At 44.0% G+C, this 17861-nt stretch carries 14 protein-coding genes, 3 tRNA genes and 1 pseudogene; 16 read left to right on the plus strand and 2 right to left on the minus strand.

The features are described from left to right. Positions 1-29 precede the first annotated feature (29 nt). The 4 genes from O3620_RS09425 (at position 30) to nt5e (ending at position 4760) form a co-directional block, all read left to right on the plus strand. Positions 30-683 carry a uracil-DNA glycosylase gene (locus O3620_RS09425; RefSeq protein WP_002918949.1) on the plus strand — a complete coding sequence of 218 codons (654 nt, stop codon included), beginning with the start codon at positions 30-32 and terminating at the stop codon, positions 681-683. A gap of 8 nt (positions 684-691) precedes the next feature. After that, the gene (locus tag O3620_RS09430) at positions 692-1156 is read left to right on the plus strand and encodes an 8-oxo-dGTP diphosphatase (protein ID WP_002904550.1); all 465 of its coding nucleotides are present in this window, start codon (positions 692-694) and stop codon (positions 1154-1156) included. Positions 1157-1168: 12 nt separating this feature from the next. Further along, positions 1169-2437, plus strand: a complete 1269-nt coding sequence (locus O3620_RS09435) for a dihydroorotase (RefSeq protein WP_002918950.1) — start codon at positions 1169-1171, stop codon at positions 2435-2437. Positions 2438-2600: 163 nt separating this feature from the next. After that, positions 2601-4760, plus strand: coding sequence for a cell surface ecto-5'-nucleotidase Nt5e (gene nt5e / locus O3620_RS09440; protein WP_371601680.1), 2160 nt, complete (start codon positions 2601-2603; stop codon positions 4758-4760). Positions 4761-4799: 39 nt separating this feature from the next. Here nt5e and plsY read toward each other — a convergent pair whose 3' ends face one another. Continuing rightward, the gene (gene plsY / locus O3620_RS09445) at positions 4800-5450 is read right to left on the minus strand and encodes a glycerol-3-phosphate 1-O-acyltransferase PlsY (RefSeq protein ID WP_125356877.1); all 651 of its coding nucleotides are present in this window, start codon (positions 5448-5450) and stop codon (positions 4800-4802) included. 190 nt (positions 5451-5640) lie between these two features. Between plsY and parE the strand changes: the two genes are divergently transcribed. The 12 genes and pseudogenes from parE (at position 5641) to O3620_RS09505 (ending at position 16713) form a co-directional block, all read left to right on the plus strand. Further along, positions 5641-7584, plus strand: a complete 1944-nt coding sequence (parE, locus tag O3620_RS09450) for a DNA topoisomerase IV subunit B (RefSeq protein WP_002918953.1) — start codon at positions 5641-5643, stop codon at positions 7582-7584. 18 nt (positions 7585-7602) lie between these two features. Beyond that, complete coding sequence (locus O3620_RS09455; protein WP_002918955.1) at positions 7603-8604, plus strand: DNA cytosine methyltransferase; 1002 nt, start codon at positions 7603-7605, stop codon at positions 8602-8604. Next, positions 8601-9407 (plus strand): Eco47II family restriction endonuclease, encoded by an 807-nt coding sequence (locus tag O3620_RS09460; RefSeq protein WP_002918956.1) that lies wholly within the window; start codon positions 8601-8603, stop codon positions 9405-9407. Before O3620_RS09455 ends, O3620_RS09460 begins: the two co-directional genes overlap by 4 nt. Before the next feature lie 223 nt (positions 9408-9630). After that, complete coding sequence (locus tag O3620_RS09465) at positions 9631-10446, plus strand: aminoglycoside 6-adenylyltransferase (RefSeq protein ID WP_002918957.1); 816 nt, start codon at positions 9631-9633, stop codon at positions 10444-10446. Positions 10447-10481: 35 nt separating this feature from the next. Continuing rightward, entirely contained in the window at positions 10482-12932 is a 2451-nt protein-coding gene (parC, locus tag O3620_RS09470) for a DNA topoisomerase IV subunit A (protein WP_002918958.1), read from the plus strand. Between the two features lie 169 nt (positions 12933-13101). Continuing rightward, a pseudogene (locus O3620_RS09475) lies at positions 13102-14127 on the plus strand (branched-chain amino acid aminotransferase); the annotation flags it as partial. A gap of 105 nt (positions 14128-14232) precedes the next feature. Further along, complete coding sequence (locus tag O3620_RS09480) at positions 14233-14463, plus strand: DUF2969 domain-containing protein (RefSeq protein WP_002918960.1); 231 nt, start codon at positions 14233-14235, stop codon at positions 14461-14463. A 50-nt stretch (positions 14464-14513) separates the two neighbouring features. After that, a tRNA-Tyr gene (locus O3620_RS09485) sits at positions 14514-14594 on the plus strand. A 49-nt stretch (positions 14595-14643) separates the two neighbouring features. After that, a tRNA-Gln gene (locus O3620_RS09490) sits at positions 14644-14715 on the plus strand. 163 nt (positions 14716-14878) lie between these two features. Further along, positions 14879-16081: a 30S ribosomal protein S1 gene (gene rpsA / locus O3620_RS09495; protein WP_002897515.1), complete on the plus strand. Its 1203-nt coding sequence runs from the start codon at positions 14879-14881 to the stop codon at positions 16079-16081. A gap of 87 nt (positions 16082-16168) precedes the next feature. Continuing rightward, positions 16169-16240, plus strand: a tRNA-Arg gene (locus O3620_RS09500). A gap of 56 nt (positions 16241-16296) precedes the next feature. After that, positions 16297-16713: an NUDIX hydrolase gene (locus O3620_RS09505; RefSeq protein WP_002918961.1), complete on the plus strand. Its 417-nt coding sequence runs from the start codon at positions 16297-16299 to the stop codon at positions 16711-16713. Positions 16714-16757: 44 nt separating this feature from the next. Here the strand turns inward: O3620_RS09505 and O3620_RS09510 are convergent, their stop codons facing one another. Beyond that, positions 16758-17744 carry an L-lactate dehydrogenase gene (locus O3620_RS09510; protein WP_002895436.1) on the minus strand — a complete coding sequence of 329 codons (987 nt, stop codon included), beginning with the start codon at positions 17742-17744 and terminating at the stop codon, positions 16758-16760. Between the last annotated feature and the right edge of the window lie 117 nt (positions 17745-17861).

Genomic DNA, 17861 nt, shown 5'->3' on the forward strand with positions numbered 1-17861 from the left:
TTTATCGAAGGAAATGAGAGGAGACATATATGCAGCATTCAGCTTGGCACGCTTTGATTAAGGAGCAGCTGCCGGAAGGTTATTTTGCAAAAATCAATCATTTTTTAGACGAAGTGTATGCTTCGGGGACCATTTACCCACCTCGGGAAAAGGTGTTTAATGCGATTCAGACGACAGATTTAGCAGATGTTAAGGTGGTTATTTTGGGGCAGGACCCCTACCACGGACCGAGACAGGCACAAGGCTTGAGTTTTTCGGTACCTGATGACATTCCAGCTCCGCCTTCTTTGCAGAATATTCTCAAAGAACTGGCTGATGATATCGGAGTGAAAGAGTCGCATGATTTGACTTCCTGGGCTCAGCAGGGTGTTCTCTTGCTCAATGCTGGTCTGACAGTGCCTGCTGGCCAGGCCAATGCGCATGCCGGCTTAATCTGGGAGCCTTTTACAGATGCTATTATCAAGGTAGTCAATGAAAAGTCTGATCCAGTCGTCTTTATCCTATGGGGTTCATACGCCCGCAAGAAAAAAGCCTTGATAAGCAATCCTCAACATTTGATAATCGAGTCGGCTCACCCAAGTCCGCTGTCTGCTTATCGTGGTTTCTTTGGTAGCAAACCTTTTTCTCGTACCAATGATTTCTTAGTGGCTAAGGGCTTAGAACCTATCAATTGGTTATCTTAGGAGGTAATATGGTTCAGTTAGCAACGATTTGTTATATCGATAATGGCCGAGAGTTTCTTATGCTGCACCGCAACAAAAAACCCAACGACGTTCATGCTGGGAAGTGGATTGGTGTTGGTGGCAAGCTAGAGCGAGGAGAAACTCCGCAGGAATGTGCGGCGCGCGAGATTCTAGAAGAAACAGGTCTAAAGGCCAAGCCTGTTCTTAAAGGTGTTATCACTTTTCCAGAGTTTACTCCCGATTTGGACTGGTACACCTATGTTTTCAAGGTGACTGAGTTCGAGGGGGAACTGATTGACTGCAACGAAGGGACTTTAGAATGGGTGCCCTATGATCAGGTTTTATCTAAACCAACCTGGGAAGGCGATCATACCTTTGTTGAGTGGCTTTTAGAAGACAAGCCTTTCTTTTCTGCAAAGTTTGTTTATGACGGGGATAAACTGCTGGATACGCAGGTAGACTTTTACGAATAAGGAGATAAGACGATGCTATTAATCAAAAACGGACGAGTTATGGATCCTAAGACTGGTTTTGACCAAATTGCTGACCTCTTGGTTGATGGGAAAAAGATTGTTAAAATCGGTCAAGATTTGCAGGCGAAAGATGCAAAAGTCATTGATGCCAGTGGTTTGATTGTGGCTCCGGGTTTGGTGGATATACATGTGCATTTCCGGGAGCCTGGCCAGACTCATAAGGAAGATATTCATACGGGGGCTTTGGCAGCAGCAGCAGGTGGCTTTACGACTGTTGTTATGATGGCCAATACCAATCCGACCATTTCTACAGTTGAAACTCTGAAGGAAGTGCTGGACTCGGCTAGTCGTGAAAATATCCATATCAAGTCGGTCGCGACAATCACAGAGAATTTTGATGGACAGCATCTGACAGATTTCCAAGATCTTTTGGCAGCTGGTGCAGTAGGTTTTTCTGATGACGGTATTCCGCTGACCGACGCTGGCATTGTCCGCAAAGCGCTCGTAGAAGCACGTAAAAATAACACTTTTATCAGCTTGCACGAGGAAGACCCAAATCTCAACGGCATACTCGGTTTCAATGAGCATATCGCCAAAGAGCATTTTCATATCTGCGGCGCGACAGGTGTGGCCGAATATAGCATGGTTGCACGCGATGTCATGATTGCTTATGATGCAAAGGCTCATGTGCATATCCAGCATTTGTCCAAGGCTGAGAGTGTAAAGGTGGTGGAATTCGCTCAGAAGCTAGGCGCTCAAGTCACCGCTGAAGCAGCACCTCAACACTTCTCTAAAACAGAAGCTCTGCTATTGACCAAGGGCAGCAATGCTAAGATGAATCCGCCTCTGCGCTTAGAATCGGACCGTCTGGCGGTTATTGAGGGGCTCAAGTCTGGTGTCATTTCTGTCATTGCGACGGACCATGCTCCACATCATGCTGACGAGAAAAATGTAGAAGACATCACTAAAGCACCTTCTGGTATGACTGGTCTTGAGACTTCGCTTTCTCTGGGACTGACCTACTTGGTTGAGGCTGGTCATCTGAGCTTGATGGAACTTTTAGAGAAAATGACTTTTAATCCAGCTCAGTTGTATGGTTTTGATGCTGGCTTTATTGCTCAGGATGGTCCAGCCGATTTGACAATATTTGACCCAGAAGCAGATAGACTTGTGACTGATCATTTTGCCTCTAAAGCAGCCAATTCACCTTTTGTTGGTGAAAAGCTTAAAGGCCAAGTGAAGTTTACCATCTGTGATGGGGAAGTTGTCTTTAAAGGATAATGCAGATTAGACTCTGATGAATTTCAGGGTCTTTTTTAACACAGAAAATTTTCTAGTAATTTTCTGAAAAACCGAATTTTTGTTGAAATAGTAGCGGTTTAGTTCCTTTTTGAGTCAAAAAGATGTATAATATAACAAAATAATAAAGAGGAGTGTTCGTTATATGAAGAAGAAATTTTTCATCTTACCTGTTCTATCGACAGTGCTTTTGGCACCTGCTTTTTTGGCCCATCAAGTCTCTGCAGAAGAGGCTCAGGCTAGTCCAGAGCCAGCAAAGGCTGAGTTGACCAATCAGCCAGCTGCTGAGACAGCTTCTGCAGCGCAACCAACTGCTCCAGCAGCTTCAGCAGAAGAAAAGCCAGCAGATAGTCAGAATACAGCTGCTCCAGCTGCGACAGAAGCCGCTGCAGCTGCAGCACCAGCCCAGTCTGAAAATCTGCCAGAGGCTACGATTCTTCATACAAATGATGTGCACGGTCGTATCGTAGAGGAAAAAGGCGTTATCGGTGATGCCAAGCTGGCAACTGTTATCAAGGAAGAGCGTGCTAAAAATCCTAAAGTGCTAGTCGTGGATGCAGGTGATGCCTTCCAAGGCTTGCCAATTTCCAATAGCTCAAAAGGGGAAGAACGAGCGAAAATCCTCAATGAAATAGGCTACGATGCTATGGCAGTCGGGAACCATGAGTTTGACTTTGGTCTGGATGAGGCAAAGAAATACAAGGAAATTCTTAAATTCCCACTTCTCAGTTCTAACACCTACGCCAACAATGCTCGGGTTTTCCAAGCATCTACCATTGTGGACAAGGACCCAGCGGTTGAGGGTGATGAGTTTGTGGTAATCGGTGTAACAACACCAGAAACTGCTACAAAAACTCACCCTAAAAACATCCAAGGCGTGACCTTCACTGATCCAATTACAGAGGTTAATCGGGTTATTGACGAAATCGAAGCACGCGCAGCGGCAGAAGGAAAGAACTACAAAAACTACGTTGTTCTAGCTCACTTAGGTGTTGACACGACCACACCGACAGAGTGGCGCGGTTCAACCTTGGCTGAAGCTCTTTCTAAAAATCCTAAGCTCAAAGGTAAGCGTGTAACCGTTATTGACGGCCACTCCCACACAGTAGAGTCTACGACTTATGGTGATAATGTTACTTACAACCAGACCGGTAGTTATCTTCACAATATCGGAAAAGTAACTTTCAAGGCCAATCAACTTCTAGGAAATCCTCAGCAAATCCCTGCTGAAACAGCTAAGAAAGTCGCTCCAGACCCAGTTGTAGCAGACATGGTCAGCAAGATTAAAGCTAGGTACGACGCAGATAATGCTAAGGTTATCGTTGCAAACAGCCCTGTAGAGCTTAATGGCGATCGTGAAAATGTCCGCGTTCGGGAAACCAATCTGGGTAATGTCGTAGCCGATGCTCTCTACGATTATGGTCAAACTGGCTTTGCCAATAAAACAGACTTGGCTGTTACTAATGGCGGCGGTCTGCGCGAAACTATTGCTAAAGACAAGCCAATCACCAAGGGAGATGTTATCGCTGTATTGCCTTTTGGGAACACTATTTCACAAATCAAGGTGACTGGTCAAAATATCGCAGATATGTTTGCCAAATCTCTAGGCTCTATTCTTCAGGAAAAAGATGGCAAGCCTGTGCTGGATGAGAACGGACAACCCTTGCTAGAACCAAGCGGTGGTTACCTGCAAATCTCTGGAGCTAAAGTCTATTATGATACCACTCTACCGGCTAATCAGCGTGTTCTTCACATTGAGATTAAGAACAAAGAAACGGGTGTTTATGAGCCTCTTGATCCAAATAAGACCTACTATCTGACGACTAATGACTTCTTGGCTGCTGGTGGTGACGGCTATACCATGCTGGGTGGCCCTCGCGAGGAAGGACCATCTATGGATGTGGCTTTCGCAGACTATCTGGCAAAAGCTGATTTGACAGCCTATGCGGTTATCAATCCAAACTCACGTGCTATCTCTATTTCATCCACTAAGGATACAGACGGTGATGGCTACACAGATATTGAAGAAATCAAGCAAGGAACAGATCTGGCTAATGCAGCTTCCTACCCAGCTGGTGCTAAAGCAGCTGATCCTGCAAAACAGTCAGCTCCACTGCCACTGGTCAACACGCCAAATCAAACCAAGCAAGTAGCAGTTCATGTTGCCAAGACCTTCACTAAGGATCCTGCGGCTAAAGAACTGCCACAGACAGGCAGCGAATCAACAGTTGCCCTGAGCTTAGTTGGTATGGTTTTAGGATTCTTTGGATTGGCAGGAATCAAGAAAAGTCATAAAGAAGACTAGTTAGAAGACACAATAAAACGGAAGTTGTTCACTTCCGTTTTATTTCTTAGTCTCAGGATTTTGATGTGTGATATTTAAGCCCCAAGGGATTAAATTTTCTTTTTTCTGTTTGATGCGTTGGATATTGTCCTTGTGCCGGAGGATAATAATCAAAGCCAACGCAATGATAATCAGAGTGAAGAAGAGATCATAGCTAGGCAGTATAAAGCCAACTAGAGGAAAGAGCAGGGCAGACAGGATAGCGATGACTGCAGAGAGCACACTTGCCAGAGAAATCATACTCCCCAGATAGAGGATGCTGGCAAAGATGATAATCAGATAGACAAAGAATGCTGGTGAGAAGCCCAGAACAACCCCTGCACTGGTTGCCACTGCCTTGCCGCCCTTAAAGCCAGCAAAGATAGGAAAGGTATGGCCAATCACAGCCAAGAGGCCAAAGACAAGTGGCGAAACTCCCTCAATATGCAAAAAGAAAGGCAGCAGGGTCGCTGCAGTTCCTTTGAGAAAGTCGATCGCAAAAGTAGCCGTCCCAGCCGTCTTTCCCAAAATACGGAAAGTATTGGTCGTTCCGGTATTGCCGCTGCCGTATTCTCTTAGGTTCTTTTTAAAGAAAATTTGCCCAATCCAAAGCCCAGTCGGAATAGAGCCCAGTAAGTATGCTAGTATTAATCCAATTATCGTGTTCATCATGATTTTATTATACCATTATTTCGCTTTCTTACAATAGAAAAGGATAGAATTTATAGCAGGAAATGTCTACTCGGATATTGGATTGTTCTTCGTGTAAAATCAGTCCTTATCAGCAGTTTTTTCAAAAAAATCTTTGCAATATTTGCCAAAAACTTGTAAGATAGAAAAGATGAATCATTAGGAGGTTCTTGTGGCAAAAAAGGAAATCAATATTAACAATTACAATGACGATGCCATTCAGGTATTAGAAGGGTTGGATGCGGTCCGCAAACGTCCAGGGATGTATATCGGATCGACCGATGGAGCTGGACTCCACCATCTGGTCTGGGAAATTGTGGACAATGCTGTCGATGAAGCCCTATCAGGCTTCGGTGACCGAATCGATGTGACGATAAACAAAGACGGAAGTCTGACTGTCGCAGACCACGGACGCGGGATGCCAGTCGGCAAGCACGCTATGGGCATTCCCACGGTTGAGGTCATCTTCACCGTTCTCCACGCTGGCGGTAAGTTCGGTCAAGGTGGCTATAAGACCTCAGGTGGTCTCCATGGTGTAGGTTCCTCTGTTGTTAATGCCCTGTCCAGCTGGCTGGAAGTGGAAATCACGCGGGATGGGACTGTTTACAAGCAACGCTTTGAAAATGGCGGAAAACCAGTCACTACGCTCAAGAAAATCGGCACAGCACCTAAGTCCAAGTCTGGAACAAAAGTGACCTTCATGCCGGACGATACGATTTTTTCAACGACGGACTTCAAGTACAACACTATTGCTGAGCGGCTTAAGGAATCAGCCTTCCTGCTAAAGAATGTCCGACTGTCGCTGACCGATGCGCGGACTGGCGAAGAAGTAGAGTTCCACTATGAGAATGGTGTTGAAGACTTTGTCAGCTATCTCAATGAAGACAAGGAAACCCTGACTCCTGTCCTCTATTTCGAGGGCGAGGAGAGTGGTTTCCAAGTCCAGGTGGCTCTCCAGTACAACGACGGCTACGCCGATAATATCCTGTCCTTTGTCAATAACGTCCGCACCAAGGACGGCGGTACCCATGAGACGGGGCTCAAGACCGCTATTACCAAGGCCATGAACGACTATGCCAGAAAAACAGGTCTACTCAAGGAAAAGGACAAGAATCTGGAAGGGTCGGACTACCGCGAGGGGCTAGCTGCTGTCCTGTCCATCCTGGTCCCTGAGGCGCACCTGCAGTTTGAAGGACAGACCAAGGACAAGCTGGGCAGCCCTTTGGCTCGTCCTGCTGTGGACTCTATCGTCTCTGACAAGCTGACTTTCTTCCTCTTGGAAAATGGCGAACTGGCTTCCAATCTCATCCGCAAGGCTATCAAGGCCAGAGATGCTAGGGAAGCGGCCCGCAAGGCGCGTGACGAAAGCCGCAATGGCAAGAAGAATAAAAAAGACAAGGGCTTGCTCTCTGGTAAGCTGACCCCGGCCCAGTCCAAGAATCCAGCCAAGAACGAACTCTATCTGGTCGAGGGAGACTCTGCAGGTGGCTCTGCCAAGCAAGGCCGTGACCGTAAGTTCCAAGCCATCCTGCCTCTGCGCGGTAAGGTTATCAATACTGCCAAGGCTAAGATGGCTGACATTCTCAAGAACGAAGAAATCAACACTATGATCTACACAATTGGAGCAGGTGTTGGTACAGACTTTACCCTTGAGGATGCCAACTATGACAAGATTATCATCATGACCGATGCGGACACCGACGGTGCCCATATCCAGACCTTGCTGCTGACCTTTTTCTACCGCTATATGCGCCCGCTGGTCGAGGCTGGACGCGTCTATATTGCCCTGCCGCCTCTCTACAAGATGTCCAAGGGCAAGGGCAAGAGCGAAGTTGTTGAGTATGCTTGGACCGATGGCGAGCTGGATGACCTGCGCCGCAAATTTGGTAAGGGAGCCATGCTTCAGCGCTACAAAGGGCTCGGTGAAATGAACGCCGACCAACTCTGGGAGACGACCATGAATCCTGACACCCGCACCCTCATCCGTGTCACTATCGAAGACCTGGCCCGCGCCGAACGCCGCGTCAATGTCCTCATGGGCGACAAGGTCGAACCACGCCGCAAGTGGATTGAGGATAATGTCAAGTTTACGCTGGAAGAAGCGACAGTATTTTAAGAATAAGAGGAACAGTTATTGAAAGTCATAGAATTATTTGCAGGTGCTGGAGGTCTTGCACTAGGTATTGAAAGAGCAGGCTTTGAGTCTATTGGTTTAATTGAATTTGATAAAGCTGCATCTGAAACATTAAAGAGTAATAGACCTGATTGGAATGTTATTCATGAGGATATTGAAAAAATTTCTCCCTTAAATTTAGAAGAATTATTCAATATAAGAAAAGGGGAGCTAGATTTACTCAGTGGAGGCGCACCCTGTCAGTCTTTTTCTTATGCAGGAAATCGTCTAGGACTTGAAGATGCCCGTGGCACTTTGTTTTATCACTATGCTGTATTTTTAGATAAACTACAACCCAAAATGTTTTTATTTGAAAACGTAAGAGGATTAGTTACACATGATAAAGGTAAAACATTTAGAACGATTATGGAAATTTTTGAGGCAGAAGGATATACTGTGCAATGGCGAGTTTTGAATGCTTGGGATTATGGTGTTGCTCAAAAACGTGAACGTATGATTATGGTTGGAATTAGAAATGACTTAACTGACAAAATAACTTTCGAGTATCCAGAACCTCATGATTATAAACCAGTGCTAAAGGATATTTTATTAGATTGTCCATCAAGTGTTGGTGCTCAATATTCAGAATATAAGAAAAAGATTTTTGAACTTGTACCACCTGGAGGTTATTGGAGAGACATTCCTGAAAATATTGCTAAAGAGTATATGAAATCTACTTGGGATATGGGAGGTGGAAGAACTGGGATTCTAAGACGAATGAGTTTGGATGAACCTTCTCTTACAGTTCTAACTTCACCAACTCAAAAACAAACCGAACGGTGTCATCCATTAGAACCTCGCCCATTTACTGTTAGAGAAAATGCTCGGATTCAAAGTTTCCCAGATGATTGGGAGTTCCAAGGTAGTGTCGGAAATCAATATAAACAAGTAGGTAATGCTGTTCCAGTTAATCTTGCTTATGAAGTAGGGAAAAAAATAAGAGAAAGTTTGGAGATGTTATGACTTGGCCATTAAATTTTATCAGCGAAAAAGATTTTTATAATCATGTTAAAGCAACTATTGAAAAATACGGAGAAAAGTTGCAATCATTTGATTTGAAACGTTTTAATAAAAATATCATTGATCCGATTAAATTGATTTTCGATAAAACTGTTTATCACAATTCATGGGATGAAATTATCAAAAGTGAAATTTTTCGTCAGCGTGATAAATCAAATAATAATGACATAGGTTATTTCCACCAAAAGATTTTCCGATATATAGAACATTGTAAAGTACCTAAAGAGGGATGGGACGTTATTTATAAAAATCCTAAAGGTATCACATTGCCAGACGGCTCAATTGTTAGTTCGATTTATGTTGAAATGAAAAATAAACATAATACGATGAATGCTGCTTCGTCTGGAAAAACATTCATTAAGATGCAAAACCAAATTTTAAAAGATGATGATTGCGCTTGTTTTCTTGTGGAAGCTATTGCAAAAAAATCGCAAAATATTAAATGGGAACCTAAAGTAGACGGTAAGAAGATGGGACACAAATTTATACGTCGAGTCAGCCTTGACCAATTTTATGCTTTAGTTACAGGTCAAGATGATGCTTTCTACCAAATGTGTATGATTTTGCCAAAAGTTATTAAAAATGTTGTTTCAGAACTTGGAGATTCTACAACACCATGTGATACAGTCTTTGAAGAAATTATTATCAATGCAGAAAAAGAAAATGTTGAAACAGAAGAATTGGCAATTTCTATGGCAATTTATATGTTAGGATTTCCAACTTATTTAGGATTTGATAATAAGTAGTAGAGTTTTTAATAATTCAAATCATCACATTTTCGAAAGTCTGGTAGCTGTTCAGAAGTCTTTTGAAAAGGTCTACAAGAAATGACTGGCTGAGTTCAAGGGCAAGACGCCAAGTCAGAATAAGAACCTCCGCCTCGAAACGAAAAAGTTCCAGCAGACAATCCGCTTTATAGACATACCCTCTACAGAATCAAGAGTTTTCACTAAAAAGGTAGGTATTCCCATGAGAACTGAACCCGAAATGCTAGATTTAATTTTGCAAACCGCAAAAGTGCTACAAGTCGACGCTGTCGCTATGTCCGGCTCGCGGACAAACCCAAATGCTCCTAGGGACGAGTTCCAAGACTATGATGTGGTCTACATCGTGGAGGATTTGGACGCTCTGGTGGCCGACCTTGCTTGGTTGGAAGGGTTTGGCAAGCGCATCATCGAGCAGCATGTCCTAGTAGGCCATCGCCGCCTCTATCTCATGCTCTTTGAAGATGGAAATCGGATAGATTTGACCCTTTGTCCTAAGGAGCACATCAAAGAATGGGTGGATAGCGAAGCGGATTTCACGGTGCTGGATGACCCGCAGGGACTGTTTGCACCTTATGCGCCGACACCCAAGCGCTATTGGACGGCACCCGCCAGTGCGACTGACTTTGACAAATCCTGCAATGAGTTCTGGTGGGTGTCAGCTTATGTAGTCAAGGGCATTCATCGAAATCACCTTGTCTATGCGACGGATCATTTGTATGGAATCTGCCAGCAAGAATTGCTCAAGCTGTTAGCTTGGCAAGTGGCAGCAGATAAGGGAACGGTCGATGTTGGCAAGAACTACAAGTACCTCTTTCAGTATTTGCCTGCTGAGAAAGAGAAAGAATTTACAGCCTTGCTTGACTTTTCTGACCAGAAAAACCTCGCCAAGTCTCTCTTAGCTACCTTGGACTTTTTCAACAAAGAAGCACAAGCTTTCTCTCGCAAAACCGGTTTCTACTATGACAAAAAAACTGCAGAGAAGATGATTGAGTATGCTAAAGAGAGGCTTAGCTTCTAGTTGTTATTAAAAAGAAAAATAAAAAGAGAATTATTATGTCCAATATTCAAAACATGTCCCTTGAGGACATCATGGGAGAGCGCTTTGGTCGCTACTCCAAATACATCATTCAAGAGCGGGCTCTGCCGGACATTCGCGATGGCTTGAAGCCTGTTCAGCGCCGTATTCTTTATTCAATGAATAAGGACGGCAACACCTTTGACAAGGGCTACCGCAAGTCGGCCAAGTCGGTCGGAAACATCATGGGGAATTTCCACCCCCACGGCGACAGCTCCATCTACGATGCCATGGTTCGTATGTCTCAGGATTGGAAAAACCGTGAGATTCTCGTTGAGATGCACGGTAACAACGGTTCTATGGACGGTGATCCACCGGCAGCTATGCGTTATACCGAAGCGCGGCTGTCTGAGATGGCTGGCTATCTTTTGCAGGATATCGAGAAAGATACCGTTCCTTTTGCTTGGAACTTCGATGATACCGAGAAGGAGCCGACTGTTCTGCCGGCAGCCTTTCCTAATCTCTTGGTCAATGGAGCAACTGGGATTTCTGCTGGTTATGCGACTGATATTCCACCTCATAATCTAGCCGAAGTCATTGACGCGGTCATCTATATGATTGACCATCCGTCTGCCAAGGTGGACAAACTCATGGAGTTTCTGCCTGGTCCAGACTTCCCGACAGGAGCCATTGTCCAAGGCCGTGATGAGATCAAGAAAGCCTACGAGACGGGTAAAGGTCGAGTTGTAGTACGCTCCAGAACTGAGATTGAGAAGCTGAAGGGCGGTAAAGAACAAATCGTCATCACCGAGATTCCTTATGAGATTAATAAAGCAGTCTTGGTGAAGAAGATTGACGATGTGCGGGTCAATAATAAGGTGGCTGGCATTGCTGAGGTGCGGGACGAATCAGACCGGGACGGTCTTCGCATTGCCATCGAGCTCAAAAAAGATGCTAATACTGAGCTGATTCTCAACTACCTCTTCAAGTACACTGATTTGCAGGTCAATTACAACTTCAACATGGTCGCTATTGACAATTTCACTCCGCGTTTGGTGGGGATTGTGCCAATCTTAACCAGTTATATTGCCCACCGCAAGGAAATTATTCTGGCTCGCAGCCGTTTTGACAAGGCCAAGGCTGAAAAACGGCTTCATATCGTGGAAGGACTGATTCGGGTTATTTCCATCTTGGACGAGGTGATCGCCCTGATTCGTGCTTCCGAGAATAAAGCTGACGCTAAGGAAAATCTTAAGGTCAGCTATGATTTCACCGAGGAGCAGGCTGAGGCTATCGTCACTCTCCAACTCTACCGTTTGACCAATACAGACGTAGTGGTTCTGGAAGAGGAAGAAGCAGAGCTGCGCGAGAAGATTGCCATGCTGGCAGCTATTATCGGTGATGAGCGAACAATGTATAACCTCATGAAGCGTGAGCTCCGCGATGTCAAGAAGAAGTTTGGCAATCCGCGTCTCAGTGAGCTGCAGGATACGGCAAACGCCATCGAGATTGATACAGCTAGTCTGATTGTTGAGGAAGAGACCTATGTCAGCGTGACTCGTTCTGGTTATATCAAGCGGACCAGTCCGCGTTCCTTCTCGGCTTCAACCATAGAGGAGATGGGCAAGCGTGATGATGACCGACTGATTTTTGTTAGCCCGGCCAAGACGACTCAGCATTTATTGATTTTCACTAGCCTGGGAAATGTCATTTACCGGCCTGTTCATGAGCTGTCAGACATCCGCTGGAAAGAAATCGGAGAACACCTCAGCCAGACCATCAGTAACTTTGATACCAAGGAAGAGGTTATCTATACAGAATTGCTGGACAGCTTTGAGGAAGGCACTTACTTTGCAGCGACCAAACTGGGACAAATCAAGCGTGTAGAGCGCAAGGAATTCAGCCCTTGGCGGACCTATAAGTCCAAGTCACTTAAGTTTGCTAAGCTAAAAAATGAAGACGACCAGGTTATTGCTCTGGCACCGATTAAGCTGGATGATGTTATGCTCGTGACTAGGAATGGCTATGCCCTTCGTTTCAATATTGAGGAAGTACCAGTTATCGGAGCTAAGGCAGCTGGGGTTAAAGCCATCAATCTCAAGAAAGACGATGTCCTAGCGGCAGCCTTTATCGCCAATACAGACTCGCTTTACCTCCTGACTCAGCGCGGTTCGCTCAAGCGTATGGCAGTCGCAGACATTCCTGTTACTAGTCGGGCAAATCGCGGTCTTCAAGTTCTGAGAGAGCTTAAGGCCAAGCCGCATCGTGTCTTTGCAGCTGGACCAGTCTTTGGCGAAGCAGTGGACTTTGACCTCTTTACTACTGAAGCAGAAGCCAGCGAGGATCAGATTTTGCAGGTGCTTTCCAATAAAGGAACGGCCTATGAGATTAATCTAGCTGATCTTAGCCTGTCTGAGCGCACCAGCAACGGTAGCTTCATTTCTGATACCATTTCAGATGAAGAAGTTTTCTCAGCTTACATCAAATAATCATCAAACCAGTTCGCAGGAGCTGGTTTTTTTAAATTTCTAAAAGTTTGATAGCGGAACAAAAGATTCAATAACAAAATTTTCTGAAAATTGAAAATAATACTTGAAAATATCTTAAAAAGGTGTAAAATAGGGAGTATCTAAAAATGAAGTTTGGAAGAAGAGGAGAAAGACCATGACTGTAAATCTCGACTGGGAAAATCTAGGATTCTCATATATGAAACTGCCTTATCGCTACATAGCATACTATCGCAATGGCCAGTGGGAAGAAGGAACGTTAACAGAGGATGCTACGCTCCATATCTCTGAGTCGTCTCCTAGCCTTCACTACGGCCAGCAGGCTTTTGAAGGTCTGAAGGCTTATCGAACTAAGGACGGCAGTATTCAACTCTTCCGTCCGGATAAAAATGCGGAGCGTCTGCAACGAACAGCTGACCGCTTGCTCATGCCGCAAGTTCCTACAGAAATGTTCGTGGACGCAGTCAAGCAGGTTGTCCGAGCTAATGAAGAATATGTTCCACCTTATGGAACAGGGGGAACCCTTTATATTCGGCCTCTCTTAATTGGAGTTGGTGACATTATCGGAGTGAAGCCAGCTGAAGAATACATTTTCACTATCTTTGTAATGCCTGTCGGCAATTACTTCAAAGGCGGTCTGACTCCGACTAACTTCATTGTCTCAGACGACTATGATCGCGCGGCGCCGCACGGAACTGGTGCAGCTAAAGTAGGAGGCAATTACGCTGCCAGTTTATTACCAGGAAAAATTGCTAAGGATAAGCATTTCTCAGATGTGATTTATCTAGATCCTGCAACCCATACCAAGATTGAAGAAGTGGGCTCTGCAAATTTCTTTGGTATCACCAAGGATAATGAGTTTGTAACGCCGCTCAGTCCCTCAATCTTGCCATCCATCACCAAGTACTCTTTGCTTTATCTGGCAGAGCATAGACTAGGACTCAAACCGATTGAGGGAGATGTTCCTCTGACAGACTTGGGTAAATTCACTGAAGCGGGAGCTTGTGGAACTGCTGCAGTCATTTCTCCTATCGGAGGTATACAGCACGGTGACGATTTCCATGTCTTTTATAGCGAGACAGAAGTCGGTCCAGTCACTCGCAAGCTGTATGACGAATTAACTGGTATCCAATTTGGTGATGTTGAAGCGCCAGAAGGTTGGATTGTAAAAGTATAATCTAAAAACTGTCCTTGATTGGGCAGTTTTTCTGTAATTCTACCCTAAGATAGCTTGCGAAGTCAGCCTTTTTCGTGTACAATAGAAATTTGAAAGAGGTAAGTTATGAGTAAAAAAGATAAAAAGATTGAAATTCAAATCACAGATAGCAAAGTGAAAGTCGGAGCAGACCAATTTGACGGTTATCGTCTTGCTATTGGCAAGAAGGTTATCGGAGAGATTGCCGAACTAGATGGCCAGTTTGCAATTATCAAAAATGGAAATGCTGAAAGTTTTTATAAAAAACTTGAAAGAGCCGTGGAAACTTTGATTGAAACCTATAATTTAAGCAAATAAGGGCTTGCATTTTCATTGTATCAATGTTATAATAGGTAGCGTTGATTGTCGGAGAGATAGCGAAGAGGCTAAACGCGGCGGACTGTAAATCCGCTCCTTCGGGTTCGGGGGTTCGAATCCCTCTCTCTCCATTAGCGTTCATTGTGACGATGATAAAGTGACTTTTGTCAGCGCTCTTTTTGGGGTATAGCCAAGCGGTAAGGCAAGGGACTTTGACTCCCTCATGCGTTGGTTCGAATCCAGCTACCCCAGTTCTTAGGTAATAGATCTGATAAAATAATAAAATGTCTTCTGGTATTTTATTTCTTTATAGGATGGAAATCGTTAACGATAGATCAATGTCATTTGCGGGTGCTTAGGAAAATAAATAAGTAGTATGTCAAGCGAAAGCTTGATTGTTGGAGGATTTTTTTAGATGAATGAATTTGAAGATTTGCTAAACAGTGTTAGCCAAGTTGAGCCAGGTGACGTCGTTACTGCTGAAGTATTGACTGTTGACGCTAACCAAGCTAATGTTGCAATCGCTGGAACTGGTGTTGAAGGTGTTTTGACTCTTCGTGAGTTGACGAACGACCGCGACGCTGATATCAACGACCTTGTGAAACCAGGTGAAACACTTGAATTGCTTGTTCTTCGTCAAGTAGTAGGTAAAGATACAGACACAGTAACTTACCTGGTATCTAAAAAACGTTTGGAAGCTCGCAAAGCTTGGGACAAATTGGTTGGTCGTGAAGAAGAAGTTGTCACTGTTAAGGGCACTCGTGCTGTTAAAGGTGGACTTTCAGTTGAGTTTGAAGGACTTCGTGGTTTTATCCCTGCTTCAATGCTTGATACTCGTTTCGTTCGTAACACTGAGCGTTTTGTAGGTCAAGAGTTTGATGCTAAGATTAAAGAAGTAGATCCAAAAGAAAACCGCTTCATCCTTTCACGTCGTGAAGTTGTAGAAGCTGAAGCTGCAGCAGCACGTGCTGAAGTCTTTGGTAAGTTGAATGTTGGTGATATTGTAACTGGTAAAGTTGCTCGCATCACTAGCTTTGGTGCTTTCATTGACCTTGGCGGAGTTGACGGACTGGTTCACTTGACTGAATTGTCACATGAGCGCAACGTATCACCTAAGTCTGTTGTATCAGTTGGTGATGAAATCGAAGTGAAAGTTCTTGATTTGAACGAAGAAGAAGGACGCGTATCCCTCTCTCTTAAAGCAACTACACCTGGACCATGGGATGGCGTTGAGCAAAAACTTGCTGCAGGCGATGTGATTGAAGGAACTGTAAAACGTTTGACTGATTTCGGTGCTTTCGTTGAAGTATTGCCAGGTATCGATGGATTGGTTCACATCTCACAAATTTCACACAAACGTGTTGAAAGCCCTAAGGATGCCCTTAAGGTTGGTCAAGAAGTAACTGTTAAGGTTCTTGAAGTGAATGCTGCTGATGAGCGTGTATCACTTTCTATCAAGGCTCTTGAAGAACGTCCAGCTCAAGAAGAAGGACAAAAAGATGAGAAACGCCAATCACGTCCTCGTCGTCCAAAACGTCAAGAAAAACGTGACTTTGAACTTCCAGAAACTCAAACTGGATTCTCAATGGCTGATTTGTTTGGCGATATTGAATTGTAATTAGATAAAAGAAGTTGAGATTTCTCAACTTCTTTTTCTGATTTTCACTTGTATTTTCAGAGAAAATCAGTTATAATGAATTAGTTGCCACCCTTAGTGTAATGGATATCACGCAAGATTCCGGTTCTTGAGATGGGAGTTCGATTCTCTCAGGGTGGATGACTTAAAATTGGACTCTTCGGAGTCTTTTTTGCTCTTTCTTGGAGGAATATGCAATGACAGTAAAATTAATCGCTCATACCTTAATCGAGAAAGAGGGGAAGTATTTGCTTATCAAACGGTCTAAGATAAAGCGAGGCCTTCCTAATGTCTATCCATCTTATTGGGATATTCCAGGCGGAAGTGTAGAAGAGAATGAACTGCCTAGAGAGGCAGCTCTACGTGAGGCTATGGAGGAGGTTAATCAAAAAATTCGGATTGATAAGATTATCCATGAAGATAGTCAGTTTGATGCTAGCAAAGATAGTGTTTTCACACGCTTAGTTTATGCGGGTAGAATTTTGGAAGAGCGTGATATTATATTAGATCCAGAAGAGCACACAGACTTTGTCTGGATTTCTTCTTTGAAAGACATAGAGAGCGAGCTCATCGTACCTTATTTGATTGATATTTTTGCTTTTAAATCCATATAAAACAACTAAAAAACATCCCCTTTTATTAGGAGATGTTTTTTAAATTAGTTTTTAGATGCTTCTTGGAATTCTGGATTCTTCCATGCTTCATCAATAATTGCTTGCAATTCTTTAGCAGAAGCTTGCATTTTTTGAGTCTCAGCATCGTTAAGTGGGATGTTTACTGGACGTACAATACCGTGAGCACCAACGATAGCTGGTTGACCAATGAAGACATTTTCAACGCCATATTGGCCTTCTTGGAAGACTGACAATGGCAATACAGCATTTTCATCGTCAAGGATAGCTTTTGTGATACGAGCCAAAGCAACCGCGATACCGTAGTAAGTAGCACCTTTTTTGTTGATGATTGAATATGCTGCATCACGAACGGAGATGAAAAGATCAACCAAGTCTTGTTCGTTCAAGTCGCGGTTAGCTTGCAACCATTGCTCCAATTTCACACCTGCAACGTTAGCGTGTGACCAAACAGCAAACTCAGAGTCACCGTGCTCACCCATGATGTAGGCATGGACAGAACGAGCATCAATACCAATCTTTTCAGCAAGAGCTTGACGGAAGCGAGCTGAGTCAAGTGAAGTACCTGAACCGATAACACGCTCTTTAGGGAAACCAGAGAATTTCCAAGTTGAGTAAGTCAAAACGTCAACTGGGTTAGCAGCAACGAGGAAGATACCGTTGAAGCCTGATTCTACGACTTGAGTAACGATAGATTTGTTGATAGCCAAGTTTTTACCAACAAGGTCAAGACGAGTTTCACCTGGTTTTTGAGGTGCACCTGCAGTGATAACAACGAGGTCAGCATCCGCACAGTCTGCATAAGTAGCAGCGTAGATTTTTTTAGGTGAAGTGAAAGCGAGGGCGTGGCTAAGGTCTTCAGCATCACCGACAGCCTTTTCAAATAATTGAGGGATTTCAATGATACCAAGTTCTTGAGCAATACCTTGGTTTACAAGAGCAAATGCGTAAGATGAACCTACAGCACCGTCACCAACAAGGATGACTTTTTTATGTTGTTTAGTAGCAGTCATTTCTAAACATCTCCTTATTTTTTTAGGGAACATTTCCCGTACACATTCATTCTACCACTTTTGACATATTTTGTCACGGTCAACTTGTATATCTAGTGATGTAAACGTTTTTACAAA

Source organism: Streptococcus sp. 27098_8_134 (genome assembly GCF_041431675.1).
Taxonomy (GTDB): domain Bacteria; phylum Bacillota; class Bacilli; order Lactobacillales; family Streptococcaceae; genus Streptococcus; species Streptococcus sanguinis_R.